General features: G+C 37.2%; 27 protein-coding genes. 12 read left to right on the top strand and 15 right to left on the bottom strand.

Going from position 1 to position 26,092, the window contains the following annotated elements:
• Positions 1 to 40 precede the first annotated feature (40 nt).
• Complete coding sequence (locus C7B89_RS23400) at positions 41 to 844, top strand: methyl-accepting chemotaxis protein (protein ID WP_004230681.1); 804 nt, start codon at positions 41 to 43, stop codon at positions 842 to 844.
• Positions 845 to 959: 115 nt separating this feature from the next.
• On the opposite strand, the gene C7B89_RS06210 is transcribed toward C7B89_RS23400, so the two are convergent.
• From C7B89_RS06210 to C7B89_RS06220, 3 genes are all read right to left on the bottom strand, one after another.
• Positions 960 to 1,496: a DUF6143 family protein gene (locus tag C7B89_RS06210; RefSeq protein ID WP_004230683.1), complete on the bottom strand. Its 537-nt coding sequence runs from the start codon at positions 1,494 to 1,496 to the stop codon at positions 960 to 962.
• A gap of 250 nt (positions 1,497 to 1,746) precedes the next feature.
• Positions 1,747 to 3,492 carry an adenine deaminase gene (gene ade, locus C7B89_RS06215; protein ID WP_054550458.1) on the bottom strand — a complete coding sequence of 582 codons (1,746 nt, stop codon included), beginning with the start codon at positions 3,490 to 3,492 and terminating at the stop codon, positions 1,747 to 1,749.
• A 95-nt stretch (positions 3,493 to 3,587) separates the two neighbouring features.
• The gene (locus C7B89_RS06220) at positions 3,588 to 4,010 is read right to left on the bottom strand and encodes a pyridoxamine 5'-phosphate oxidase family protein (protein ID WP_048392416.1); all 423 of its coding nucleotides are present in this window, start codon (positions 4,008 to 4,010) and stop codon (positions 3,588 to 3,590) included.
• Positions 4,011 to 4,173: 163 nt separating this feature from the next.
• On the opposite strand from C7B89_RS06220, the gene C7B89_RS06225 reads away from it, so the two are divergent.
• From C7B89_RS06225 to C7B89_RS06235, 3 genes are all read left to right on the top strand, one after another.
• A complete protein-coding gene (locus tag C7B89_RS06225; RefSeq protein ID WP_004230690.1) occupies positions 4,174 to 4,800 on the top strand; it encodes a YczE/YyaS/YitT family protein in 627 nt (208 codons plus the stop codon).
• Between the two features lie 143 nt (positions 4,801 to 4,943).
• Positions 4,944 to 5,231 carry a PadR family transcriptional regulator gene (locus C7B89_RS06230; RefSeq protein WP_054550495.1) on the top strand — a complete coding sequence of 96 codons (288 nt, stop codon included), beginning with the start codon at positions 4,944 to 4,946 and terminating at the stop codon, positions 5,229 to 5,231.
• A complete protein-coding gene (locus tag C7B89_RS06235) occupies positions 5,218 to 5,823 on the top strand; it encodes a DUF2812 domain-containing protein (RefSeq protein WP_115673333.1) in 606 nt (201 codons plus the stop codon). Before C7B89_RS06230 ends, C7B89_RS06235 begins: the two co-directional genes overlap by 14 nt.
• A 48-nt stretch (positions 5,824 to 5,871) precedes the next feature.
• Here the strand turns inward: C7B89_RS06235 and C7B89_RS06240 are convergent, their stop codons facing one another.
• Positions 5,872 to 6,507, bottom strand: coding sequence for a 50S ribosomal protein L25/general stress protein Ctc (locus tag C7B89_RS06240; protein WP_048392414.1), 636 nt, complete (start codon positions 6,505 to 6,507; stop codon positions 5,872 to 5,874).
• A 182-nt stretch (positions 6,508 to 6,689) separates the two neighbouring features.
• Positions 6,690 to 7,394, bottom strand: a complete 705-nt coding sequence (locus C7B89_RS06245) for a YjjG family noncanonical pyrimidine nucleotidase (RefSeq protein WP_004230713.1) — start codon at positions 7,392 to 7,394, stop codon at positions 6,690 to 6,692.
• 273 nt (positions 7,395 to 7,667) lie between these two features.
• Here C7B89_RS06245 and yfkAB point away from each other — a divergent pair, with 273 nt between their 5' ends.
• Positions 7,668 to 8,780 (top strand): radical SAM/CxCxxxxC motif protein YfkAB, encoded by a 1,113-nt coding sequence (gene yfkAB, locus C7B89_RS06250; protein ID WP_115673334.1) that lies wholly within the window; start codon positions 7,668 to 7,670, stop codon positions 8,778 to 8,780.
• Positions 8,781 to 8,885: 105 nt separating this feature from the next.
• Here yfkAB and C7B89_RS06255 read toward each other — a convergent pair whose 3' ends face one another.
• The 6 genes from C7B89_RS06255 to C7B89_RS06280 all read right to left on the bottom strand — a co-directional run bounded on the left by C7B89_RS06255 (position 8,886) and on the right by C7B89_RS06280 (position 14,220).
• The gene (locus tag C7B89_RS06255) at positions 8,886 to 10,100 is read right to left on the bottom strand and encodes a hypothetical protein (RefSeq protein WP_115673335.1); all 1,215 of its coding nucleotides are present in this window, start codon (positions 10,098 to 10,100) and stop codon (positions 8,886 to 8,888) included.
• A gap of 13 nt (positions 10,101 to 10,113) precedes the next feature.
• Positions 10,114 to 10,941: a hypothetical protein gene (locus C7B89_RS06260; RefSeq protein WP_048392405.1), complete on the bottom strand. Its 828-nt coding sequence runs from the start codon at positions 10,939 to 10,941 to the stop codon at positions 10,114 to 10,116.
• A complete protein-coding gene (locus C7B89_RS06265) occupies positions 10,938 to 11,627 on the bottom strand; it encodes an ABC transporter ATP-binding protein (protein ID WP_115673336.1) in 690 nt (229 codons plus the stop codon). The genes C7B89_RS06260 and C7B89_RS06265 overlap by 4 nt, the downstream gene beginning before the upstream one ends.
• Positions 11,624 to 12,013 carry a GntR family transcriptional regulator gene (locus tag C7B89_RS06270; protein ID WP_004230719.1) on the bottom strand — a complete coding sequence of 130 codons (390 nt, stop codon included), beginning with the start codon at positions 12,011 to 12,013 and terminating at the stop codon, positions 11,624 to 11,626. Before C7B89_RS06270 ends, C7B89_RS06265 begins: the two co-directional genes overlap by 4 nt.
• Before the next feature lie 711 nt (positions 12,014 to 12,724).
• The gene (locus tag C7B89_RS06275; RefSeq protein ID WP_103118359.1) at positions 12,725 to 13,720 is read right to left on the bottom strand and encodes an LLM class flavin-dependent oxidoreductase; all 996 of its coding nucleotides are present in this window, start codon (positions 13,718 to 13,720) and stop codon (positions 12,725 to 12,727) included.
• A 74-nt stretch (positions 13,721 to 13,794) separates the two neighbouring features.
• Complete coding sequence (locus C7B89_RS06280; RefSeq protein ID WP_048392403.1) at positions 13,795 to 14,220, bottom strand: hypothetical protein; 426 nt, start codon at positions 14,218 to 14,220, stop codon at positions 13,795 to 13,797.
• A 215-nt stretch (positions 14,221 to 14,435) separates the two neighbouring features.
• On the opposite strand from C7B89_RS06280, the gene C7B89_RS06285 reads away from it, so the two are divergent.
• The 5 genes from C7B89_RS06285 to C7B89_RS06305 all read left to right on the top strand — a co-directional run bounded on the left by C7B89_RS06285 (position 14,436) and on the right by C7B89_RS06305 (position 19,513).
• Complete coding sequence (locus C7B89_RS06285; protein ID WP_048392402.1) at positions 14,436 to 15,203, top strand: sulfite exporter TauE/SafE family protein; 768 nt, start codon at positions 14,436 to 14,438, stop codon at positions 15,201 to 15,203.
• Positions 15,204 to 15,357: 154 nt separating this feature from the next.
• Positions 15,358 to 15,876 (top strand): sigma-70 family RNA polymerase sigma factor, encoded by a 519-nt coding sequence (locus C7B89_RS06290; protein WP_004230723.1) that lies wholly within the window; start codon positions 15,358 to 15,360, stop codon positions 15,874 to 15,876.
• The gene (gene rsiV / locus C7B89_RS06295; RefSeq protein WP_048392401.1) at positions 15,869 to 16,759 is read left to right on the top strand and encodes an anti-sigma-V factor RsiV; all 891 of its coding nucleotides are present in this window, start codon (positions 15,869 to 15,871) and stop codon (positions 16,757 to 16,759) included. Before C7B89_RS06290 ends, rsiV begins: the two co-directional genes overlap by 8 nt.
• Positions 16,760 to 16,907: 148 nt before the next feature.
• Complete coding sequence (locus C7B89_RS06300; RefSeq protein WP_048392400.1) at positions 16,908 to 18,032, top strand: GerAB/ArcD/ProY family transporter; 1,125 nt, start codon at positions 16,908 to 16,910, stop codon at positions 18,030 to 18,032.
• Complete coding sequence (locus tag C7B89_RS06305; protein WP_048392399.1) at positions 18,032 to 19,513, top strand: spore germination protein; 1,482 nt, start codon at positions 18,032 to 18,034, stop codon at positions 19,511 to 19,513. The genes C7B89_RS06300 and C7B89_RS06305 overlap by 1 nt, the downstream gene beginning before the upstream one ends.
• 39 nt (positions 19,514 to 19,552) lie before the next feature.
• Here the strand turns inward: C7B89_RS06305 and C7B89_RS06310 are convergent, their stop codons facing one another.
• Both C7B89_RS06310 and C7B89_RS06315 read right to left on the bottom strand, forming a co-directional pair.
• A complete protein-coding gene (locus C7B89_RS06310; RefSeq protein WP_115673337.1) occupies positions 19,553 to 19,972 on the bottom strand; it encodes an SRPBCC family protein in 420 nt (139 codons plus the stop codon).
• A gap of 295 nt (positions 19,973 to 20,267) precedes the next feature.
• Positions 20,268 to 22,028: an ABC transporter ATP-binding protein gene (locus C7B89_RS06315; protein ID WP_054550469.1), complete on the bottom strand. Its 1,761-nt coding sequence runs from the start codon at positions 22,026 to 22,028 to the stop codon at positions 20,268 to 20,270.
• A 415-nt stretch (positions 22,029 to 22,443) separates the two neighbouring features.
• Here C7B89_RS06315 and C7B89_RS06320 point away from each other — a divergent pair, with 415 nt between their 5' ends.
• Both C7B89_RS06320 and C7B89_RS06325 read left to right on the top strand, forming a co-directional pair.
• The gene (locus C7B89_RS06320; protein WP_016994674.1) at positions 22,444 to 23,205 is read left to right on the top strand and encodes a TerC family protein; all 762 of its coding nucleotides are present in this window, start codon (positions 22,444 to 22,446) and stop codon (positions 23,203 to 23,205) included.
• A 199-nt stretch (positions 23,206 to 23,404) separates the two neighbouring features.
• Positions 23,405 to 23,914, top strand: coding sequence for a ferritin (locus C7B89_RS06325; protein ID WP_048392396.1), 510 nt, complete (start codon positions 23,405 to 23,407; stop codon positions 23,912 to 23,914).
• Between the two features lie 119 nt (positions 23,915 to 24,033).
• Here C7B89_RS06325 and C7B89_RS06330 read toward each other — a convergent pair whose 3' ends face one another.
• Entirely contained in the window at positions 24,034 to 25,206 is a 1,173-nt protein-coding gene (locus tag C7B89_RS06330; RefSeq protein WP_115673338.1) for an iron-containing alcohol dehydrogenase, read from the bottom strand.
• Between the two features lie 17 nt (positions 25,207 to 25,223).
• Positions 25,224 to 26,069, bottom strand: a complete 846-nt coding sequence (gene ahlS, locus C7B89_RS06335) for an AhlS family quorum-quenching N-acyl homoserine lactonase (protein WP_115673339.1) — start codon at positions 26,067 to 26,069, stop codon at positions 25,224 to 25,226.
• Positions 26,070 to 26,092 lie beyond the last annotated feature (23 nt).

Raw genomic sequence — 26,092 nt, forward strand, 5'->3', positions numbered from 1 at the left:
TTAAATTTAGCTTAGCTACCTAATATAAGGATTTGAAAATATGAATATTCAGACAAAACATATGAATGAAAATGCAATTGTAGATTCAATGAAAAAAAATTTAGCCCTTGTAGAGTTTAACTTGAATAGAAAAGTGATTTGGGCTAATAAAAAATTTGCAGAGGTTCTAGGATATCAGGTAGATGAAGTTATTGGGATGGGTCATGAAAAGTTTTGTAAACCGGATTTTATACAAAGCCCAGACTATCATCTCCTATGGCAAGGTTTATTAAATGGAGAAAAATATGAAGGAAAAATTGAAAGAATAAGTAAAATGAACGATTCTATATGGCTTGAAGCAACTTACCTCCCCATTTTCAATGACAATAATAAGGTAAGTTCCATATTAAAAATTTCAACAGATATTACAAATCGAGAATTCAATACTTTAGAGATTATTGCTAAACTAAAAAGTATGCCTCAGGAGTTAGTAGAAATTGTTGTATCCAATTCAGAAGAAAACATAAAAGCCGTAGCATCACTTGCCAAAGAAGTTGATGCAATTAGAGATACTGTAAAAGTGATTCATACTATCGCTAAACAAACAAATGTCCTAGCACTGAATGCCGCAATAGAGGCTGCACGTGTTGGTGAAAAAGGTCGCGGATTTAAAGTCGTAGCAGAAGAGGTACGAAAATTAGCACTGAATGTTGATAATGCACTTCGAAATATCGAATATAATGTAATGACTATAGAAAGTGATACGGAAAAGGTCGATAATATTACACATGATTTGAAGAAAGTTGTAACAGAAACTCACAATGAATTTAATAAAGCCATTGATAGATTCGAAAAAATGCTTTAACTAGTCAATAATACAGCAGCTAAAGTTCTCAATAGATATTTGAGAGCTTTAGCTTCTTTTTTCTAACTAATTAATATCACTATAAATTATATTCTACTAACAATATCCTTATTATTTAATGGTATTTTTTCATTTTTTCAAACCACCCAAATGCTATCTCAGCCTCTATACATTCATTGTCCTGTGTAACTAAAAAAATTACAAATGATTCACCAGATGGAAAAATAAATTTTCCATCTTCATCGCTTACTAAAGTACTTTGTGGTGGAACAATTCGTTTAAACGCATTTACTCCTTTATAGGGGTGCCCTTCAACAAGTTCAGCAAATTCAATTTTAACGTCTGGATTTGGTGGTGGATAAATGGCTGTATTAGTAGGCGTTACATTTTTAGAAATCATTGAATCCCCAGGAGGTATTGCATTAAACCAAATTTCAGCCAGAATAGGTTGTTTAGAATAATTAGTAATGGTAAACGCATTTACAAACAAATCCACATTAGAATATTTAGGATTACTTAAGCTTCCCCACGCATTTCTTCCTTTTTTTAAGGTAATTAATTCGGTTTGCCCAACAAAATATTGACCTAATAATGATTCATATAAAGGAGTAGGAATACTAACTATTTTCATAAATCGATCATTATTTTTCATTGTCAATCTCACCCCCTTTTATATATTAATGTATGTATTTTTAGTAGGGATGTTTAGACGAAAATATCTTACAAATAAGAGGTTGAAATAATCAACACGCAATCCTTAATTTTACGACTAATTCCATATTACAATGACTTGTAAGCATGTTTATAGTTCGTAAATGATGGTGAATGAGAGCTAGCACTAAATAAGCAATATAAGAAAACGACCTAAAAGCTTAATGAAAGCTAGTAGGTCGTTTTTTTATCTATGCTTCTACTGAGATATGCTGGAAGGTTGTCACATCAAATAATCCTGTATCTGTTAGCTTTAAAGTAGGAATAACTGGTAATGCCACAAAAGAAAACGTTAGTAAAAAATGGAAATCTAATGTTGGATTAAGCGTCTTTAATGCCCTGTGCAAGCCTGCTAGCTGCTCCTTTGCCTGTTGAGCTGGTACATCTGTCATCAAGCCACCAATTGTTAATGGCATCTCCGCTAGAATTTGGCCATCCGCAACGATCACAAAGCCCCCTTGGATTTCCTGAATGCGTGTAAGCGCCAGGACCATATCCTCATCATTTGTTCCTACAACAAGGGCATTATGGGAATCATGAGCTACTGTTGTGGCTACTGCTCCTTTTTGTAAGCCAAAGCCTTTAACAATTCCTAAACCTGTCGTGTGTAGCTGATGATGACGTTCGATGACGGCTAGTTTCAGTAGATCTTGTTCTACAGAAGGGACGAAAAAACCATCCTTTACAGGTACATCCATTATTACATGATTGGTAATTAGCTGATTCGGCACAATCTCCATTACATTCGCCTTTGTACCCTTTGTGAATGCTAGTTGTAGCCTATCCTTTGTAATGGTTGGTAAATGGACAGATTGATGGATATGAGCAGGCACAACTGGCTCTTGACGATTTGTCAGCATTTTACCATTTTCAGCCACTTTCTGCCCATTTTTCCATACGGCCTTTGCCTGCATTGTTGACAAATTCTCTACTAACACAAAATCTGCCTTATAGCCTGGTGCAAGTACACCTCGATCTAATAAACGATAGCATTCTGCGGTGTTAACGGTTGCTAACTGGATTGCTTGCAATGGTTGCATCCCTTCAGCTATTGCCATGGCGATATCATAATTGATGCTGCCTTCGTCGATTAACTCATCCACATATTTATCATCTGTACAAAAACCAAAGCGACGAGCATTATGTGACTGGACAGCTGGCAATAAGTCACGTAAGTTTTTCGCGGCTGAGCCCTCTCGGATTAGCACATACATCCCTTGCTCTACACGGTCAATCGCTTCCTCAGCCGTTACACATTCATGATCTGTGTGAATACCCGCAGCTCGATAGCCTGTAATTTGTTCGCTTTGTAAGCCTGCACAATGCCCATCAATGACTAAATTTGCTTCCTGCGATAATAAAATTTTCTGAAGCATGTCCTCTTGCCCATTTAATACCGCTGGGAAATCCATCACCTCAGCTAATCCACGAACCTGTTCATGTTGTAGAAATGGTGCCAAATCCTTAGCTGTTAGTGTAGCGCCTGCATTTTCAAACTGTGTACCTGGCACACTTGATGGCAGCATCACAAAAATATCCATATCTGCCTTTTGTGCATCATCGAGCATAAATTGAATGCCTTCTGCTCCTGCGACATTGGCGATCTCATGAGGATCTGTCATTACCGTTGTAATCCCATGAGGAAGTAAAACACGACTAAATTCCCCTGGTGTCAACATAGAAGACTCAATATGTATATGACCATCAATTAAACCAGGAATGACATAGCCTCCTGCCGCATCCTCTTCCTGTTTAGCGTGAAACTTATTCGTGCGATCTAGAGCCACAATCATCCCATTCTTCACGACGATATCTGCTTTTTGCCATGTTAACGAAAAAACATCTGCAATTTGCGCATTTCTAAGTATAAAATCTGCCTCTAATTTTCCTTGAGAAGATAATACATTTTGTGTTAGCTGCTGTAATTTTATCGACATAATCTATACTCCTTTTTCTTTTAAGAACTATCATGCCAAAAAGATGCTAGCCATTGCAACTATTTATCGCTACATCAGTAAAAAACGACCATTGATCAATGGTCGTTCGAAAATTCTAGCTCTTTAGGTGGTTGCCCTTTTTTATTCATCAAGCGCATACGAATAGGCTCAATCTTTAATGTCACCATTTCATCCTGATTGCCAATAAAGATACTTGTAAAAAATTCGGCTAGTTTATTTTTTATCCCTTCTTCATGTACTTCCGTAAGTTTGCCTTCTATTTCCACATACGTATCACCAAAGCCACCATTTTCGTAGCCATATAAAATATGGGTATATGGGTTTTTGCGCAGCTCTTCCATTTTTTCTGAATGCTTATTCGTCACTGTATACAATACAAAATCTTCATGCTGGAATGTCATGTATCGTGAGTAAGGTTTGCCATTTTCTACAGTCGCCATTGTGCCAATCTTTTCTCGATTTAACACTTCTAGAATTTCATCACGTACAGAAGTCATAATATCCCATCCTTTCATCTATATATCTATTTTGCCCTCTCCCAAGAAAGCTAAACGGTCTTTTTTTGAAAAATGTGAAATGACAATCTTCGGGCATATTGAAAATCTATTGTTATAATAACTGGATGGACAACAGGAATTTTCGAATGAATGAGGGTTAAAAATGAAACAAGCTTTTTTTACGCGCTGTTTGTTTTTCATAACAGGCATTATCGTGCTTTCTTTTGGTATCACATTAACAATTAAAGGCCAACTCTTTGGAGTGGGCTCATGGGATGTACTACATATTGGCTTAACAAAAACAGTAGGCCTATCAATCGGTTCATGGTCCATTATTTTGGGACTTGCTATTTTAGCGTTTGATATGCTGATTACGAAAAAGTTCCCTTTACCTGGAACGTTTATCGATATGTTTTTGGCAGGCATTTTTATTGATATTTTCAACTATTGGTTACCTGATATTGATGGTTTTTGGATGCAACTTATTTCTTACCTTACAGGGTTAGTGTTACTAGGCTGGGGCTGTGGAATGTATATGGTAGCAAATTTAGGTATTGGACCGCGTGATACACTCATGCTGATGATGGTTCATAAGCTTGGCTGGAGTGTGACTCGCTCTCGTACAACAATGGAAGTAACAGTTGCGATCATTGGCTTCCTACTTGGCGGTCCTATAGGCATCGGTACGGTATTTATGGCATTTGGGCTTGGACCAATCGTACAATTTGCCTTATCCTATAACGAAAAATTATTTATGCGATGGACAGGCGTGAAAAGCGCCGTTGTCTAAACTTTAAAGACAATGCATTTTTGCATTGTCTTTTTTACAGTTGAAATATACAGTTCAACTATATATAATCAAACTATATAGTCCAACTGTATATTTGAGGTGAAGATGTGAAAAAACATAAATTATTACCTTTATCCGAAACCATGCATTATATTCTACTTGCCTTACGTGAACCGCTACATGGCTATGCCATGATGCAAAAAATCGAGGAAATGAGCGCAGGTAGTGTAAGGATTGCTGCCGGCACTATGTATGGAGCCATTGAAAATTTATTAAAATATCATTGGATCGCGCCTGTTGAGACCCAGGATACAAGACGCAAGGTTTATCAAACCACAGAAGAGGGTCTAGAAATATTAGCGGCAGAGCAACAAAGATTGCAGCGCATTTTATCTTTATACGAGGGAGCTGGCGAACATGATAAAGTTTAAAATCTTTTTTGATATCGAAAAGGAAGAGCGTTGGTTAAACGAAATGTTAGCCAAGGGTTGGCTATGCTCTCACATAAACTCAGCAGGTATTTATACATTTCAGCCTACTGAAGATCTTGAACAAGTTATTCGGATTGATTGTCAGCAGGAGCTTCGGAAAGAAAAGAAAGCTACCTATAAGCAATTACATGAGGATTTTGGCTGGCGTATAGTAAAAGAAAAATCATATGATGGCACTTTTTATTGGACAAAAAGTAAAGATGGTAATGATGAATTATTTTCAGATCATGATTCCCACATTGCGAAATATAAACGTTTAATGAAACATGCAAGCAATTGGGCAATACTCTCTCTTATCTTCTTAATGATTTTTTATGGCAACGATAACGTCGCTCCCTTTTTCAGTATAAAAAGCGCATATTATACCCCAGGTTTATGGGATAAAGAAGGTTCTGCCTTCCTTTTTGCTTTTTTATTTGAAACACCCTTTGCCATCATGCGCTTTATTCCACCATGGCTATTTTTAGCAACTTGTAGTATTTACATCACACTCTATTATCGTTATCGTAAATCCATACAGCAATTTTTATAGCAAATAACAAGGAGCCCCTTACGTAGTGTAAGGAGGCTCCTCTTTCCTTTATGCTTCTGGTTCAGCAGTATTTTGTCCTGTTGCTTCCATCACTTCTGGTGTATCGTCCACTGTATCATCTTCCTGTACGTTTTCAGCAGCCGGTGGTGTAATCGTCACAAGTGTGTAGTCATCCTCTTGTAAAATTTCAAACGAGAACTGTTGACGAATATCTCCGACGTATAGAGAAGTCCCAATTGCAACATTTGTAACATCTATTTCAATGGTTTCTGGAATGTCAGTTGGCTTCACTTTAATACGCACTTCACGATTAGGCTGGAGCAGGAATCCGCCATCAGCAACTCCAACTGCATCCCCAATTACAGTCACTGGAATATCCACTTCTAGCTCCTCTGACATATTGATGGATTTAAAATCCACATGCTTAACATTCCCTTTTAATGCACAACGTTGTACCTCTGTTAAAACTGCATTAATGCGCTTTCCTTCAACATCTAATTGGAAAACACTTTTCGTACCGTGTGTAGCTAACATTTTTGCAAAGGCTCTCGCATCTAACATAATCGCCGTTGATTCCATTTGAAAGCCGTAAACCACACCTGGAATGCCCCCATTTTGTCGAAGCTGTGTTAAAGAAGATTGTTGTCCCTTTTGACGTTTACTGGCAGTTAAAACCATATTCATCGAATATTTCCCCTTTCATGGAAACTAGTCTCATAAAAGGTTTTGCCTTTTCTATTGTATTTTATACATAGCAAGCACGCGATTATTTGGTCAGTATGGTAGTGATAATTTTATTTTTATTAACGGCAAAGACATAAAAAAACACCTCCTCTGTCCACGGAACAAAGGAAGTGCCTTCTGTCTTAATATAGTGCTATTTTTGTATGCAATAGCTCATGTAACTCATGCAATTTTTTAATTTCATAATGTGGTTCAATATCACTCGTATTTTCAACATTGCGGATGTTAAACCAGCATGTATCAATGCCTGACAGCAATCCGCCTTTAATGTCTGATGTCAAAGAATCGCCGATTATAAGCGTTTTAGCTTTATCAAAATGCTCAATCCGCTCAAATACATAATCAAAAAAGGCTGGCATTGGTTTTTGATAGCCCGTTTGCTCGGAGATAAAGATGCCTTTAAAATATTGTGCTAAATCGGCATCCACTAGTCGTTTATTCTGTGTCAACGTTACGCCATTTGATACGACATACAAATGATAGTGATTGGCTAGTTGAGCGATGACTTCATAAGCTCCCTCTACATAATGATGTGCTTCCTGTAAGTATTTTTGGAATAGCGATTCAAAGTAGACGCCATCGACCTCCATCCCAAATTCCTTTAAAGCAACCGCAAATCTTGTATTATGTAGGGTATTTTTTGTCACTTCCCCGCGCTCAAAAGCTCGCCACATCGATTCATTAATTTCTTTGTAGCGCGCTATCATCTCGGGCGTAGTGGCTATCTTTTCCTCTCTGAACATGCGGTCAAGTGCTGCATTTTCAGCTAAATCAAAATCTAGTAATGTATCATCTACGTCAAACAATAATATCTCATATTTCGTCATATTCATTCCCACTTTCTTCGATGCATTGTGACTATTTACTCTATATCATGATAACGTTTTTTATGAAAAATAACAGTAAAATGTCCTATGACAGAATATTAGAACATGTATGCGCTTTATACACATGCTTATCCGTCCATTGAAACTAGGGAACTTTTTCTATATTGAAAAAAATGTTCGACTAGCCCTAAAATAGCTCGTTCTGCAATTTCATATTTGAAATTATCGTTGAATATGAGACAATAGAATGCTAGAAAGGAAGATGTACGAAAGATGACGACCTTACAAAAAATAACACCTGTCTATGATCCTTGGGAAGCTTATTTAGATGTAGAACAGCATGGACAAATGACACTATCAAATATTGAATTTACAACAACAACACTTTGTAATATGCGCTGTGCCCACTGTGCAGTAGGCTATACATTACAAAATAAAGACCCTGAGGCATTACCGATTGAATTAATTATAAAACGATTAGATGAAATACCCCATTTAAAAACGCTCAGCATTACTGGTGGAGAACCTATGATGAGTAAAAAGTCAGTCCAGAATTATGTGCTGCCACTTTTAAAATATGCGCATGAACGTGGTGTACGGACACAAATTAACTCCAACCTAACATTGGAACCAGCACGTTATTTACTGATTGCGCCTTATCTTGATGTCCTTCATATTTCCCATAACTGGGGAACAATCGATGAGTTTGTGGAAACGGGCTTTGCAATGATGGAACGCAAACCAACATATGACCAACGTGCAGCCTTATTCCAACGCATGATTGATAACTCAAAAATGCTAGCTGAACATGGCGTAATGGTATCAGCAGAAACAATGTTAAACAAAAAAACTTTACCATACTTAGAACATATTCATCACCAAATCATCCATGAGATGAAATGTGCACGTCATGAGGTGCATCCAATGTACCCATCCGACTTTGCAAGTGCACTTACTTCTTTATCACTAGAGGAAACACGTGAAGCCATTCATCACCTGTTAGATATTCGAGATGACAATACATGGATGTTGTTTGGTACACTACCATTCTACCCATGTAGCATGAATGAAGAAGATCAAAAGCTGTTACAACGTCTCCGCACTGCGAAGAATGTCACAATGCGTAATGACCCCGACGGTCGTTCACGATTGAATATCAATATCTTTACAGGCGATGTGATTGTTACCGACTTTGGTGACACACCAGCCCTCGGCAATATTGTGCATGACGAACTACCATTGATTTTTGATAAATGGATGGCAACCGACTTGGCAAAATCGCTTAACTGCCATTGTCCAGCAGTCAAATGCTTAGGGCCAAATGTACTTGTAAAAAATATGTATTATCCTGATGCCGCGTTTGTGAGTGGCTCTGCTCGTGTATAAGTTCATCGATAACGAGAGAAACTCCATGTTGAACAAAGACTGATCAACATGGAGTTTCTTTTACATATGGCGTTATAAATTGTAGGTTGTCCTTATGCCCGCTCTTTAATGCATCGTATATAATTGTTCGATCCTAAGAGAGGAATCCGCCTCTTGATTTTTTTTGTCTTCGGAAATGATTTTCCCTTCATAAATCAATCCACCTGTACGTAAATCAACGATAGACAACCACTGTCCATCAGAAACACGATATACTAAATAAAATTTTCCCTCTGCTATACGTAAATATGGAGCATCATTCTCATTCGCAATGCTTGAATATTGAAGGGTTAAGGGTTCATCCCACTGCTTCTTTTCAATATGATAACGATTCAATGTTAGACCATTGGCTGAATAAACAGGAATGTATATCGTTTCTTTATGAATCAGCATTGACTTCCGATAGGGTTTTAATTCTTCTGGCATAGTCAATTCCTCTGCTTCATTCTTGGCATTATTATAGAGATATATTTGACTAGAGATAACTTCTAGCTCAGTATCTTCTTTTCGATCACTGTATTTTTCTACCATATATAAATAATAATTTTCGTTTTGAGTAGTAGTATTGTATTCATTAAAAATACGGAGACTGGAAGTGCCTCTTTCTTCTGACACTAATTCTGCAAGGATGGCGTCCTTTACTAATTCCTTCTTGTTCTCATCAATGGAATAGACATGCAACTCTTCCCTACCTTTTATAAGATAATTGGCTGATAAATAGTTGGTTGTTAATATATTTATTTTTCCATTTCCCACGTAAACGTCATTCACATTAATCCAATCATAGCTTGCTTTAACTGGTATATCGATTTTAAAGGAAGAACTGTCATTTGTAATTTTATCAAGTGCATCAATTTGAAGCGTTACGACATTGCTAGCTTCTTTTCGACCATCATCTAAAAACGTTGTGTAAATCAAACGTGATTTGTCTTCAAAATATTTTCTTGGATCAAATTCTTTCCCGCGCATAAAATTACGGTGCTCCTCAATATATTTTCGAAGAATCATAGGTTCATTCGGTGCCATCAAATCTCTAAAAAAAGATTGATTATTGGGATTCGTGGAACCATCCTTTGATATGTACAACATATGATAAAGATCATTACTCTGATAACTTGTTTGAAGAATAAGATTTTCGATTTCTTCCTTATTTCCGCTGATCGTTTCAATTTTATAGGATCTATCATTTTTAGAAGCCATTGCTGTTTTTTGGATATAGTAAGAACTGATAAACACCACGATGAAGAAACAAATACTGATTGTTTTCCAATATTTTTTCATTGTTATACCTCCTCTAGACCCTGATTTTATATTTTAATAAATGATTCGCAATCCAAATGGCACTGCCTAAAACGATCATGCTCGTTACCAGTACCATTAAGAAAATTTCAAGTGGGTAAAAGTAATTTGTATAAACATTAACTAATAGGATTGGAGCAAAAAATACCCCAAGTGACAGTAAGCCATAAAAAATAGCGTAAAAAATCCCTTTTAAACCATAACTTCGCTCAATTAAAATCGCGGTAAATATTACTGCCACGAAAAGTAACCCAAGTGCATATACCAGGATAAACTCTGTAAAGCTAGTCGGATACAGCCACCTCCACATATTTAAAGTAGAACTAGCATAAATTGAGAAATTTGATTGGAGGTCTATTGGTATAATCTTATTCACTATTTGTTTTTCCATCAAAATTAGCAAGATTTGCAAGGCAATCAAGCCAAGAACTAAAAGCATAATCGTCGTTAATTTCGCAAAATAAATGGCGATTCTTTCAGTTGGTAGCATGAATAATCTGTAAATAAATGTATTTTTACCAAACCAATCTCGATACCAAATAAAGAAAACATAAATCATCAACATGGCGATACAAAAAAAGATTGGCAGCAGAAACCATTCTGAATCAGTGAATCGATCGAAAGAAAAAGTCCCGTATTGCTCCACATACTGGTTCATGGATAACTGGTTTTCTGCCATCAACTGTTTAGCATTTTTCATATAGGTTTGTGAGATAATTCCCGCTCCTATAAGTTGGCTGAGCATGGTCAAGCCTATTAAAATCAAATACAATTTAAAAAATCGATTTACTTCAAAATTAACAAGTTTTAAATAATTTTTCATGCTCGATATACCTCCCTCATCACATCAACCACTGATTTCCCTTCATTTTCACGTACTTCCTCCACGCTAAATTCCCTCAATACTGCACCGTCATCCATAAGGACTGCTTTATCAATCAAATGCTCAATATCACTAATTTCATGCGTTGTTATAATGACACCACGTTCTTCAATTAAATGGCTTGTAAACACCTCTGCAATCTGCTCACGAGAGAAAATATCAATGCCAGAGAATGGTTCATCCATCAGTAAATAATCGACATCAAGTGACAATCCCAGTAGCATATTCACTTTTGCTGTATTTCCTTTCGATAAGTTAGCAATACGTTCATTCGGATCAAGTTTAAAAAATTGTAGTAATTCTTCTGCCCTCTGAGGATTCCAGCTTTTATAAAAATCAGCCATGAACGCAAAAGCTTCATTGATTTTCATTTGTGGCAACATCGTTATTGTGTCTGGGATGAAGGTTATTTTTTCAAAACTTTTTTTTGTGATTTTTTCTCCATCCATTAAAATTTCACCACTATTAATTGGTGTGAGCGCCATAATAGCTTTCATAATGGTCGTCTTACCTACACCATTTATTCCTATTAGACAAGTAATCTCTCCTTTTTCTGCAGTAAAAGAAATGTCTTTTAAAACCTGTTTCCTGCCGTATTTCTTGTTAACATTTTTTACTTCTATCATTTCGATTCCTCCGCTTCTCCGCTTTCGGCATCATGTTTTTTCTTTACAAGTTCCAATACTTCGGCTAAAGGCACATCGATAGATTTAATAGAGCCTAAAAATAAGTCAACCGCTTCGATAATCAATTCCTCACGGACATTTTTAAGGACTGCTTCATCTTTCGTAATGCAGCTAGGCATATTCCCCTCTGTAAAAATCAATCCTTGTTCCTCCATTTCCTTATAAGCTCGTTGCGCAGTATTTGGGTTAATCTTTAACTGATTGGCTAATTCCCTTCTGGATGGAATCTCCTGACCTGGCTCATAAAATCCCTTGGCAATTTGTTCTTTCAAATGCCGAATCACTTGGACATACACCGGGTCCCGATTATTAAAATTTATAGTCAAATAACTCAACTCCTCAAAAATTAATTCCGCGTATTAACCACTTAATACACAGTATGTAGAATGATGGGTTGCACCTATCAACATGGACATATTTTTTCTCTCGTTAACACCTCAGTGTATTAAGCGCTTAATACACCGACAATAAAAAAATGTATTAAACAGTTAATACACTTCTTGAAATGTATTATATGCTTAATACACATTTTAAGTCAACCACATTTATGGAAATATCTATCAATAATTAAAATCACAGCCAGTTGTACAAGTAGCATGTACATCATGGATGCCAATATACTTTTCTTCAAACAGACGAGTGTTTTTATCTTCATTGTTAACTGGTAATGACTGTATGTTTTCTTGTAATTATTTTTTAGCACAAAAATATTTTATGTTCACAAGAGGTATAAGAAATAGAAGTTGAGCTATACTATTAAAGATTTCACTTCAAATCCAATGACTAGGAGGGTTAACCCGATGAGTGCGATTGATCGATAACTCAGAAGGACCATCAAAACTGAATAAGCTAAAGTACAGATTTCTTAGGAATATCTTAAGATCCTATGCGGAAGCGAGGCAGTGTGTCATGGAGCAGAAAATGTAAGTGGTAATCAGACCCGGAAATTCATTTCCGGGTTTTTCTAATTGTAAAGCCGTTATTCTAATTCAGCTAAATACATAAAAGCCATATTCAGATGAATATGGCTTTTCCTCTTATCCAATTAATTCCTTTGCAAGGAATCTATAGGTATTTAAACGACTTTCTAATTCATATTGATTGCAATTTAGCATCACTTCATCAAAGCCATAGCGTTCTTGCTCAGCGCTTAAAAAAGCAGCAATGTCTTGGGGTGTCCCGACAAGATTCGCCTTGCGATTATTGTCAATCGTCAATTTATCCATTTCAGTTAATGGATAATCTTTCGCTTCTTCGGGTGACATTGTTTGAATGATTTGCCCTTTCATTAATTGAAGACGAGAAATATCAATCGGTTTAGCTAAATATTCCGCTTCTTCTAGGGTTGGGGCAACTGTTGCTGCATATGTCACAATGATTTGTGGTTTATCCATATAATAAGAAGGCGTAAAATAGGCTTTATAGGCATCAAAGATATCCTTTGACATATTGCCCGTGAAAAATTGTGCATACGAATAGCCTACTCCCAGCTGGCCAGCCTGCATTGCGCTCTGACCACTAGAACCTAGTAACCAAGCCTCTGGTAATGAAATATGAGCAGGAGCTGCAATGACTTGATCATAGACATGTTCACCTGTTTTTTGATTATTCATTAGTTTTAATATGATTTCTAGCTTATCATACTGTTCTGTGAAGCGTTGTCGCCTTCCCTCTGCCAAGGCATAGATAGCGGCATGATCACCACCAGGAGCTCTCCCCACACCAAAATCAATACGATTGGGTGCCAGCCCCGATAATGTTTTAAAGACCTCTGCTAGCTTATAGGGTGAATAATGCATCATCATGACACCACCCGTACCAATGCGAAGCCGCTGTGTTTTAGCAGCTAAAAAAGCAGCAGTTACTTCAGGAGCTGAACTCGCCAATGACTGGCTATTATGGTGTTCAGCAAGCCACATACGGTGATAGCCAAGCTCTTCACCTAGCAATGCCAGCTGTTCTGTACGTTGGAAGGCCTCTTCTGCAGAATGACCTTTTGGAATCGGCATTTGATCTAAAATACTTAATCTCATGTAAAACATCCTCTCTGTCTCTAGCTCCCCCTTTTACTGTAATACAGTTTGGATGATTTACAAAATAAAAAACCTTACTCATAAGCTAGTTGTTTCTTTTCCCAAGTGTGATAGACCATGCCAACAAGCTTTTGTTGTTGTTGCTGGTTTAATACGACTTCTTTAAATTTCATTGCCTCTAGGGAAAATTGCTGCGTTTGTTCGTTCACGACAAATTGGAGAATAGCATGTCCTTTTTCGTCTTGAAACGTAATATCACCTGACAATTCTACAACTTGCTCCCCAGTTTTTGCTTCATAATAACGCCAGTAAGGTTCATAAAAAGCGTAATTAAACGCATTTCGAACTGTGACATCTGAAAAATTCTCCAAATAGCCTTCCTTTACGGTATCAATATACTCATGATCTGTTATATCTTTTTTTGCATTAAAGACATACCCTACAAGTACTCCCATAAACACAACACAGAGAAATACACGTATATGATTTCCTAAACTCATGTCATCACGTCCCCTTTACGTAAAAACACCATTATCTACATAATACATCAAAATAATGACTCCAAGTAGAATTTTTTTGAGTTATGTAGAAATTATCGTCATTTCCTATTGAATCACTTCATTTATTTCTATTAAAAAATAGCAGCTAGAGTATTTACAGCCTATCCTCAGTTCGCTACTATCAGATTATTATGATAGAAAAGAGATGACCTTTTGTGCCTTTTGATTTAGATGTAAATATTTTATTAATTTTAATCCTCTTCGGTTTTTTAGCAGCCTTTATTGATTCAGTGGTTGGAGGAGGTGGGCTTATCTCATTACCAGCTCTTATGTTCGTTGGCCTTCCTCCCTCTGCTGCAGTAGCAACCAATAAATTGGCAGGTACAATGGGTTCCCTTACTAGCACAGTGACATTTTATCGCTCTGGTAAACTAGATATAAAAGCCGTCTATAAGCTATTCCCCTTCGTCTTTTTTGGCTCTATGCTGGGTGCTTGGATTGTCCACTTAATGGACCCAAGTGTACTGAAGCCATTAATGCTGATTATGCTTGCAGTCGTTGCCATTTATACCATCTTTAAAAAAGACTGGGGCAGTATGACCACCTTTAAACAATTAACCCCTAAGCGTTCTATTATTTTTGTTTTCGTGATTACACTTATTGGCTTTTATGATGGCTTTTTAGGTCCTGGGACAGGCTCGTTTCTACTCTTTGCTTTTCTCATAGTTGGCTTTGATTTTTTACAATCAGCAGGAAACGCCAAATTTTTAAATTTCGGCAGTAATGTAGCTGCCCTCCTTATGTTTATATACTTAGGACAAATAAATTATGCCTATGGACTACCAATGGGTCTTGCGCAAATTGCAGGAGCTATTGTTGGTTCAAAATTTGCCATTAAACGCGGCAGTGGCTATGTACGTAAATTATTTATCGTTGTGACCATTCTATTACTCTTGAAAAATACATATGACTATTTTTCATGATCAGCCGTTATACTAACGTATGCCAATACTATAGAAGGATCAAACTTATCTCAATTGGGGTAAGTTTTTTTCATGGTATCAACTTTTTCCCTCTCCTCGTACGTCTAGTAAATGTATACAATTTGACAATGTTAAAAAAGGAGCTTCTTTGGACATGAGAACAAGAAATGCATTTCAACATGAAGAGGTGTTTGTCCAATTCATTCGAGAACAAAAAGAGCGTTTTTATTTGCTCGCGTATAGCTATACAAAAAATGAACAGGACGCACTAGATGTTGTACAAGACAGTATCCAAAAAGCCATGCTTTCATTAGATCGACTTGAGAATGTGACCTATATGAAAAGCTGGTTTTATAAAATAGTTGTCCGTACAGCCATAGATTTTTTACGTAAGCATAAACGCTTACAAGTGACAGATGATGATACATTACAATATTTAACACCTGCTCAAGAGGATGTTTATGAGAATGTTGACTTGGAGCATGCGTTGGATGAACTCCCGCAAATGTATCGAGAGGTTGTCATTCTCCATTATTTCGAGGATTTAAAACTCGCTGACGTGGCGAACATCCTCGACATTAAGTTGAGTACAGCCAAATCGCGTCTTTATAAAGCATTAAAACTATTGAAAATCCAATTGGAAGATGTGAAGGGAGAAACTGCACATGGATAAAAAATTACAGGAGTTAGAAAAACAATATATGAAAGTCCCGATTCCAAAAGAGCTAGACTTCGTGGTTGAAAAAGCACTTAAGCAAGGTCGAAAAAAGAAAAAAAATCGTACACCTCAATGGGTCCTTGGATCTGCCGCTGCAGCCATGCTATTTACAGCTGGTTTAAATGTAAGTCCTGCAATGGCACGCACACTCTCAGAAATTCCCGTGGTTGGTAGTGTGATAAAAGTATTGACTTGGACAGAATATGAAGTGGCTGAAGATAATTATGATGCCAACATTAAAGTACCTTCTATTGAAAACTTAGAAAATCAGGATCTGGCGAATACATTAAATGAAAAATATCGTGCAGAAGGTAAGACACTTTACGATGAATTTATGGCAGAAGTGGGCGATTTAAAATTAAATGGCGGTGGTCATTTAGGTATTGATAGTGGCTACGAAATCAAAACTGATAACGAACAAATTTTGTCGATTGGCCGTTATGTAGTGAATACCGTTGCTTCTTCTTCAACGGTGATGGAATACGATACGATCGATAAAGAAAACGAAATTTTAATTACTTTACCTATGCTCTTTAAAGATCAACACTATATTGAAACAATTAGTGAAAATATTAAAGAACAAATGCGTACACAAATAGCTGAATCGAATCAAGATAAAGTTTATTGGGTAAAGGGTGCTGGCCTTGCCGATGAAGAGTTAATGGAGGAATTTACAACTATTAAACCTGATCAGCAATTCTACATTTCTGATAAAGGCAAGCTTGTGATTTCCTTTGATAAATATGAAGTGGCACCTGGCTATATGGGCGTTGTAGAGTTTGAAATCCCAACAGATGTCTTAAAAGACGATCTTGTAAGCACAAAATATATTCATTAATTTAGCTTACTTTTCCTATGACGAGGTATTGGATGATGGTGTCATCCAATACCTCGTTTTTTCATGAAACCATACCATTTTCTGCTTATAAAGCCGACTTTTTTTGTCAAAGCTAATATGTATCAATCAATGTTAGAGGGTTTTCAACATGAAAAGTGTAGGATCAATCAGTATTTTACATGTCATCTTCCTTTCAATGACTGTTATTGGCTTAAAAAATCATGTAACCATTATTCCTCCGCTACTAGATGTGGCCAAAAGAGATGGCTGGCTATCCGTATTGTTTGCTGGAGGAATTATTTTCTTTTGGCTATTTTTATTAGTATATATTCAATCAAAATCTAATCAGGAGCCCATCCGAGATTGGCTCGATTCAAAAATCGGGAAAATTGGCTCTACTATTGTTATTTATACAGTTGCTATTTTTTTAATGATTATCGCAGCTTTTACAATGGTTGAAACACTGCAATGGATTAATACTACATTTTTACCGCAAACCCCTGTAATTATCTTACTATTTATCTACGTCATTCTGTGTATTCTTCTTGTGACGACTAGCTTACAGACGCTCGTCATTTTAAACGTTTTTGTATTATTCGGAGTAGTTATCTTTGGCTTTTTCGTGGCCTTTACGAACATGCAGGTAAAAGATTATGAATTATTACGTCCATTTTTTGAACATGGATTCCAGCCTGTCTTGCGAGGTATGATTTTCCCTGCATCAGGGTTTATTGAGCTTTTAATGTTACTATTTTTACAGCATCAATTTAAGGAACGTATTCGCTGGTACCACTTTGCTATTATGCTGGCTATTTTAGTAGGACTGACATTAGGACCTTTAATTGGAGCCATTACAGAATTTGGACCGAATGAAGCGGCTAAGCAACGCTATCCTGCCTACGAAGAATGGGGATTAGTGACAATCGGTCGCTATATCGAGCATCTTGACTTTTTCTCCATTTATCAATGGCTGACAGGAACCTTTATTCGTGTTAGCTTCCTTTTGTACATTGTGGCAGATTTATTGAAGATGACAGGAGATCCCAAGCGTATATGGCAAATGCTTGCTCCTCCCTTCTTTATTCTTTGTTTACCATTAATCATGCTAAATGAAAGCCTATTTTTAAAAGTAAAAGGAAATTATATTCTGGCAGCCACTTTTATTTTTTTCTTTTTACTGTCAATATTTTTCGTAGTCGTAGCTTTCTTGTCGGATAAATCTTCTAAAAAGGGGAAAACTGAAAAACAAGATAAGAAAAGTGGTGAATCATAATGCCTCAGCAAGAACAAGCGCTAGATCTTAGTACGCTCAGAAAATTATTTCAAAAATCAGCAGATATTCAATTTCAGGAATATATGTTTAATCAGCAGAAAGTACACTTTATTACGTGTGATGCTATGATTGATCAACAAATGCTTAATGAAGTGATTATTCAACGTATTCAATATTTATATGATCATTTGGATGAGGTTCCCTTTGAAGAGAATATCGCAAGGCATCTTCATGTTCCAAGTATTCAAAAAGTACAAGACAAGGAACAGCTGATAACTTTTGTCTATAGTGGCTTCTTGTTGTTGTATTTTGACGAAGACAATCTTTTATATGCAAGCAATATTGCCCAAAAGCCGAATCGCCAGCCTGAAGAAACGCGCATGGAGGTTCTTGTTAAAGGGCCCAGAGATAATTTCATTGAAGATATTCGCGTCAATATCGCACTCATAAGAAAACGTTTGCCGACCAATTCATTTTGTGTGGAAAAAGTGGAGCTTGGGAAACGATCAAAAACTACGGTAGCCATTCTTTATTTTGATGATATTGTGGATATGGATATTTTACATGGCATCAAAAAGCAGCTTGCTGCTGTTGATACAGATATTGTTTTTAGTGGCGATTTATTGATGGAACGGGTGAATAAAAATTCCAAGCTTTTTCCGAAGTTTGATTATACTGGACGACCTGATTATGCGGTTCAGGCCTTAGCAAGAGGACGTTTTATTATTTTTGTAGATGGCGTCGCCTATGCCATCATTACCCCTGTCAATTTGTTTCTCTTACTGAAATCAGCTGAGGATAATGAATATCCTATTATTTTCAGTTCACTGGAACGATTATTAAGAATATTTGGTATTTTAATCGGCTTACTACTTCCTGCATTCTGGCTTGCCTTGACAACCTATCACCAAAACCAACTGCCACTTCAACTACTCGCAACCGTCGTGCAAGCGAAGGCTGGCTTACCGCTCCCCTCTTCGCTTGAAATGTTGCTGATGCTGCTGATGTTTGAATTATTTCGTGAAGCAGGCTTGCGTCTCCCTTCCGTTATTGGTGGGACCATCAGTGTTGTAGGTGGATTAATTATTGGGGATGCAGCCATTCGAGCAGGTGTAACGAGTCCTGAAATGATCGTTGTCATCGCTATTTCTACCATTGCTTCCTTTACATTAGTGAATCAGTCACTTGTTACTTCAGTTAGCATATTACGCGTTGCCTTTATCTTTGCTAGTGCCTTTTTCGGGTTATTTGGCTTCTTTGTTTCTTTATACCTGACACTGCTTTATTTAAGTAATATTCGAATTTACGGCTACTCTTACATGAACCTAGCAACAGATCTAAATTGGGCAACCATTAAAAAATCCATCTTTCGATTATCACCCAAAGGCTATACAGAGCGGAACAAAGCGCTTGCTCCTCAGGATTATACACGAACTTCAAAAGGGCATGAGAACAAAGATTCTCCACATAAAAACAAATAGCATCCCTATCCATTGTGAAGGGATGCTATTTTTATTCGCTCAACTATTTTGGACTCTTTCTTTTATAAGGTCCAGTACACTTTCCCAATGACCTTTCATTTCTTCTCGTACTGTCTGATCAGAAAGATGTTCTTGATGAAAGCTAATGGTTGTTTTATTATGCTCCTTGGGTAAAATACGGATTTGTACGGTAGATGGTTTTGACCACTCTTCCTTTTGCCAAGTCAATCGAAGCTGCTCTAATGGTTTAACAATCCTGATTTCGCCTGTCCCTGTCTTTGAATGATATATGTACCCAGGTTCGAATATAACTGAAGTGTCTTCCCCCAGCCATGTACGTACTCCTTCTGTTGTCGTAATCAATGCCCATGCTTGCTCCTGCGAAATTGGAAATGTCCTTCTAACCCCAATTTGAAAACCCACACTTTTCGTTTGACCGATAATTTTTTCGTTATCCATTGCTTCACCTCTATTTTATGACCTTTATTGTGAACTGTAATGTTCTATTCGATTTACCTGCTAAACATTCCTTCTATGATTCATAAATGAATGTTCCATTTTCCATATAAAAGATTTGACCTGTTACCCTATGCATATTCGATGGCATTACCTTCAATCGATTCCCTCTTTCCACATAAACCTTCACTATGCATGTCAGTGTCCTTTGGCTACAACATGAGCAGTAGGACAAGTAACTAAGGGAAGCAACCAAAAAAGGGAAATTGTTTTAAAAAACAATCTCCCCCTCCTTCATTTACGTCAATTCCACAAACTCTTTCTGAACGCTTTGTTCTGTTTGTCCCTTGCGAAATTGAATATGATGAAGCTTTGCAAAAATCCCATTTTGAGCCACTAGCTCATCATAGGTACCATCCTCTTCAATGCCCTTCGGTGTCACAACTAATACACGATCAGCATTGCGAATAGTTGCCAGTCGATGGGCAATAACTAGTGTTGTACGATTTTCAGCAAGCTCTGTTAACGATTGCTGAATAATCATTTCTGTTTCTGTATCTAAGGCAGAGGTTGCCTCGTCTAAAATTAAGATAGGCGGGTTCTTTAGGAACATACGAGCAATCGCTAGTCGTTGCTTTTGTCCTCCTGATAATTTTAAGCCACGTTCACCTATTTGTGTATCATAGCCATCGGGCAGCTCTGCAATAAATGCCTCTAGATGTGCTTTTTTCGCTGCCTCTCGAATTTCCGCTTCACTTGCATCTAATTTTCCATAGGCAATGTTTTCACGAATCGTACCTGTAAATAAAAAGACGTCCTGCTGTACGATACCAATTTGAGCACGTAATGACGCTTGTGTCATATTACGTATATCGATACCATCAATCGTAATAGCGCCTTTTGTCACCTCATAAAATCGAGGAATCAATGAGCAGATTGTAGTTTTACCAGCACCCGAAGGCCCTACAAAGGCAATAGTTTGGCCAGCTTTTACATCAAATGATATATCATGTAAAACCTGTTTGGATGCATCATAATTAAAATGAACGTGATTGAAGGCAATATTTCCATCTAAATGTTTTATAACCTTTGCATCCTCACGATCTTGAATTTCTGGCTCCTGTTCAATTAATTCACGGAAGCGCTTAAAGCCAGCCATTCCTTTCGGATAAAGCTCTAATAAAGCACTAATTTTATCAATTGGTTTAATCAGGACATTCGTATATAAAACAAAGCTCACTAGCTCCCCATAAGATAATTTCCCATTAAAGCTTAGCCAAGCGCCGACCACTAACACCATTAATGTAAGGAGGCGCGTCATCATGTAAATACTGGAGTGTGTCCCTGCCATAATTTTATAGGCATATAATTTAGCCGTACGGAAAAATCCATTTTGCTCCTTAAAGCGTTTAATTTCAAAATCTTCATTTGTAAAGGATTTCACAACACGGACACCAGATACACTATCCTCTACACGTCCGTTCACATCAGCAATTTTGCCATACATCGTTTTCCAAGCATTGTTCATTTTTATATTACTAAATGTCACAAGCCATGTTAAAAATGGCACCATAATCGCTGCAATCAAAGCGAGTGTTGGATTGACATTAAACATAATGGCAAAGGCCCCAACAAAGGTCATGATTGCAATGAAGAGATCCTCTGGTCCATGATGGGCAAACTCGCCTATATCAAACAAATCATTGGTAATACGACTCATAATATGACCTGTTTTCGTATTATCAAAGAATCGGAAAGATTGCCTTTGTACATGCGTAAATAATTCCTGACGCATATCCGTTTCGATATTTATGCCTAGTTTATGCCCTAAATAGTTAACGATAAAGTTCAATAATGTACTAATGGCATAAACAAGCAGTAATAGGACACTTATTTTCACGATCATGCCCCAATCCCCTGTTGGCAATAACTCATCGATAAACCATTGAACAGCCAATGGAAACGCAAGCTCTAAGATTGCTACAATAATGGCACTCGAAAAATCGATGACAAACAATCGTTTATGTGGCTTGTAGTAGGAAAAAAATTTTCTATACATGTTTGTCTCCTCTCTAAGTTGTAAAAATTTTGCCTATCTTTTAATAGTACCATTTGTGCAAACGTAACGGAAAAGTATTTTTTCTCCATAGCAGTATATTTTTATTTACTTTTAAAATGTTGCATGTTACTATGTTAGTAAGAATTGAATAGCTTTTGACTTTATTGTCAAAGGGGAGTAGCTAGCAGATGCGATCGAAGCATCTGATTCACATTCGTCATTACATGGTATATTACCATCGGGTGTGATGGCATTTCTTGTCACACAGAACACTTTCTGTGCAACGAACAGTTAATTGCTTAGCAAGACCTTTGCCTATTTTTTAGGCAGGGGTCTTTTTCTTTTGCTTAAAATAGGGAAAGCATAAGTTAGCAAGCCATTCATTTCTGTTCAACAATTAAAGGAGGCAATAAATTTGGAGGCAATATTTTTAGAATACGCATGGGTACTTGTCGTATTAATTGTACTAGAAGGTTTGTTAGCAGCAGACAACGCCGTCGTAATGGCTGTTATGGTTAAGCATTTACCAAAGGCACAACAACAAAAAGCTTTATTGTATGGATTGGTGGGGGCGTTTGTTTTCCGTTTTGCCGCATTATTCCTTATTACAACGCTCGTTAATTTCTGGCAGATTCAAGCAATAGGTGCAGCTTATCTACTGTTTATGTCTATTAAGCATATTTATGATTCGCGGAAAGCATCTCAAAACTCCGAAGAAATTCAAGAGCCGAAAAAACAATCTGGCTTCTGGATGACGGTTGTAAAAGTAGAACTTGCTGATATCGCATTTGCTGTGGATTCTATTCTTGCGGCGGTTGCCATTGCTGTCACACTTCCACATATCGGTGATTTTGATATTGGCGGTATTAACGCAGGTCAGTTCGCAGTGATGTTCTTAGGTGGTATTATTGGTGTCATCATGATGCGTTTCGCAGCTCGTTGGTTTGTAAAGGTTCTCGACAAATTCCCATCACTTGAAACAGCTGCTTTCCTAATTGTCGGCTGGGTTGGTGTAAAATTAGCTGTATTAACATTAGCACATGAAAAATTGGGTGTGATTCCACACGAATTCCCCCACTCCACTCTTTGGAAAGCTATTTTCTGGATTGTCTTAATTGCTATCGCATTAGGTGGCTACCTAATCGGTGTCAAAAATCAAAAGAAACAAGAACAATAATAATGAAAAATCGCTTCGATTATGATCGGGGCGATTTTTTTATTTTCTTAAAAATATAAAAGAAGGTATTTTCTAATTGAGAACGAATATCAATTATTTTTTGCATGAATTGCTTTAAAAATTAAATTTTTTGTATGTTACTGCCTCTACGCTGTATACTAGTAGAGAAGTCATTTACTGCAAAAGGAGGAAAACTTTTATGTTATCTGAAAAACTACACACAGCTCTTAATGAACAAATGAATTTTGAATTCTACTCTGCGCATGCCTATATGGCAATGGCAGCCTATTGCACAGATCAAGATTATGATGGCTTCGCTAACTTCTTTTTAGTACAAGCAGAAGAAGAACGCTTCCATGCCATGAAATTTTATAATTTCTTAAGTGATATGGGCTACCGCGCAACAATTCAAGGTTTTGAAAGCCCAGGCAATCATTTCGAATCCATTTTAGATGCCTTTAAAACGGCTCTATCACACGAAAAAGAAGTAACACGCCGTATTTACAATTTATCAGACATTGCTTTAGATGAACGTGAGCATGCGACAATGGCCTTCTTAAAATGGTTTATCGACGAGCAAGTAGAAGAAGAATCTACATTTGATACATTAATTCGTAAAATCGAGCGTATCGAAACTGACTCAAACGCAATCTTTATGCTAGATGCAGAATTGGCTACACGTACATTTACACCAGATACAGAAGCATAATATTTCTTATAAAAAATCTGCCATTAAGGCAGATTTTTTTAGGTATCTATCTTGCTTGTGGGATTTTCAAAAGATGCAATAAAAGAGAAACGTTGAAAAATCAACGTTTCTCAGGTTCTTTATGGTTCCCTTACCACTCCATCAAAGGCAGCTTGATAGATTTGATAGATATCTTCACGCTTTAATGGCATTGGACTTCGCGCTAAAATACGCGTTTGTTTTGTAGCATCCTCTGTTAGCTGTTCAAGTGCTGATGCAGGGATATTGAATCCTTGTAATGTTGAGGGAATTTTCACATCTTGAACGAGTTGTTGTAAGGCATCAACACATTTATAGGAAGCCTCTTCTTGCGATAAATAGGATGATGATATTCCCATGGCATCTAAAATATCTTTCATTCGTTTTTCACAGCTTTGACGAATATACCCCATGACATATGGTAATAGTACTGCATTGGAATCACCATGAGCTATATGGAACTGACCTCCCAGGGGATAGGCTAAAGCATGGACGCCTGCTACACCGGCATTGAAAAAGGCTAATCCTGCTAAATAGCTGCCATAACTCATATCTGTGCGCGCTTGCTTGTCTTGTCCATTATGGACAGCTGTTCGGATTGACTGGCTAATTAATCGGATAGCTTGTAGTGCAAGTGCATCCGTTACTGCATTCGCATTTACTGATACGTAGGCTTCTATCGCATGAGTTAACGCGTCTACCCCAGTCGCCGCTGTCACCTTCGATGGTAAGGAAATCGTTAAGGCAGGATCTACAATCGCTACATCCGCTAATAAATAATCATGTGTCACAACATCCTTGGTTGTATCCAGTGATAGCACAGAAATATTTGTTACCTCCGAGCCTGTCCCAGAAGTGGTAGGAATTAAGATTTTAGGTAACCCCTTATTATCTAATGTTTTCGTTCCTGTTAGGTTTAAATAATCTGCAACTTTTCCATCATGTTTTGCTAATACGGCGGCAAGCTTTGCTAAATCCAGTGCACTGCCCCCACCTACACCAATCACCAAATCAAATGGATGCTTTCTCGTAAAATCAACCAGGTTTTCGCCAATTGCAAGCGGAGGCTCTGGTGCAATATCCGTATAAATGGTCGTTGTATAGCCTTTCTCAATCAAAGGCTTTTCAACATTGTCCGTTAGACCTATTTTTTTTAATAATGGATCTGTCACGATCAAAATATTGTGAGCGTTAAACTTCTTTACCTCTAGCAGAAGCTGACTCAAACAGCCCCAGCCAGTATAGCTAGCAGGCGTAAAGGTTAATTTATGCATGGCTTCTCTACTCCTATCTATTCATAATAGCCTTCCGTTGATTTTCTAAATGATTTAAATTGAATAGGATCATGGCCAAACCATACCTGTGAATTTGTTTCATTTGCTAGTCTTCGAATCCGTTCCACTGTTGTATTATAACCTACAGAATCGTAGATAATGCCTGGTGGCTTGACAGGAGGCCCAAAGCTTTCTGCCGTATAAATGGCATCTGAGGCTAAAATAATGCCACCTGTGTCAGGCATTTGAATATGCAAACCTAGCATTCCCCAAGCATGACCACTACCAAAATTTAATACTTGTATCCCTTCAGCTAGTTTTACATGATCCTCGCCACGTTTGATTAAGCGCCATTGTAGATTGTTTTTAATCCACATATCAATGTCACCCCAAACATAGGCACCGTCTTTCACGTTTCTAGCATATGTTTGTAATGTGCCATTAAACTCATCTTCCTGTACAATAATTGTGGCATTTGTAAAGAGTTCTAAGCACCCTGCATGGTCGAGATGCAAATGGGAAGCAACAACATATTTGATATCCTCTGGACGAACATTTAATTCTTCTAGACGATGATGTAAATAGCATTCTTCTGGCATATTAATAGGAAATGCTTTTTGCGTAAATTCACCCCATCGCCCTTCTGGACCCATCGAGTTTGGATTGCATGCAGTATCAAATAGAATTTTGCCTTCTGGATGATCAATCAATACTGTATAAACAGGGAATTCAACAAATTCATTTGGCTGGTTTGGATGATCGATGGTTGCGGGATTGTGCATCGCAATCATATAATTTTTATCCATTCGCATCGTACCATTGTCCATCACATACAATTTTGGATGTTGTTTAATCATTTTCATTTTCCCATCTCCATTCGTGATTA

The sequence above is a fragment of the Lysinibacillus capsici genome, from assembly GCF_003367505.1.
Taxonomy (GTDB): Bacteria; Bacillota; Bacilli; order Bacillales_A; family Planococcaceae; genus Lysinibacillus; species Lysinibacillus capsici.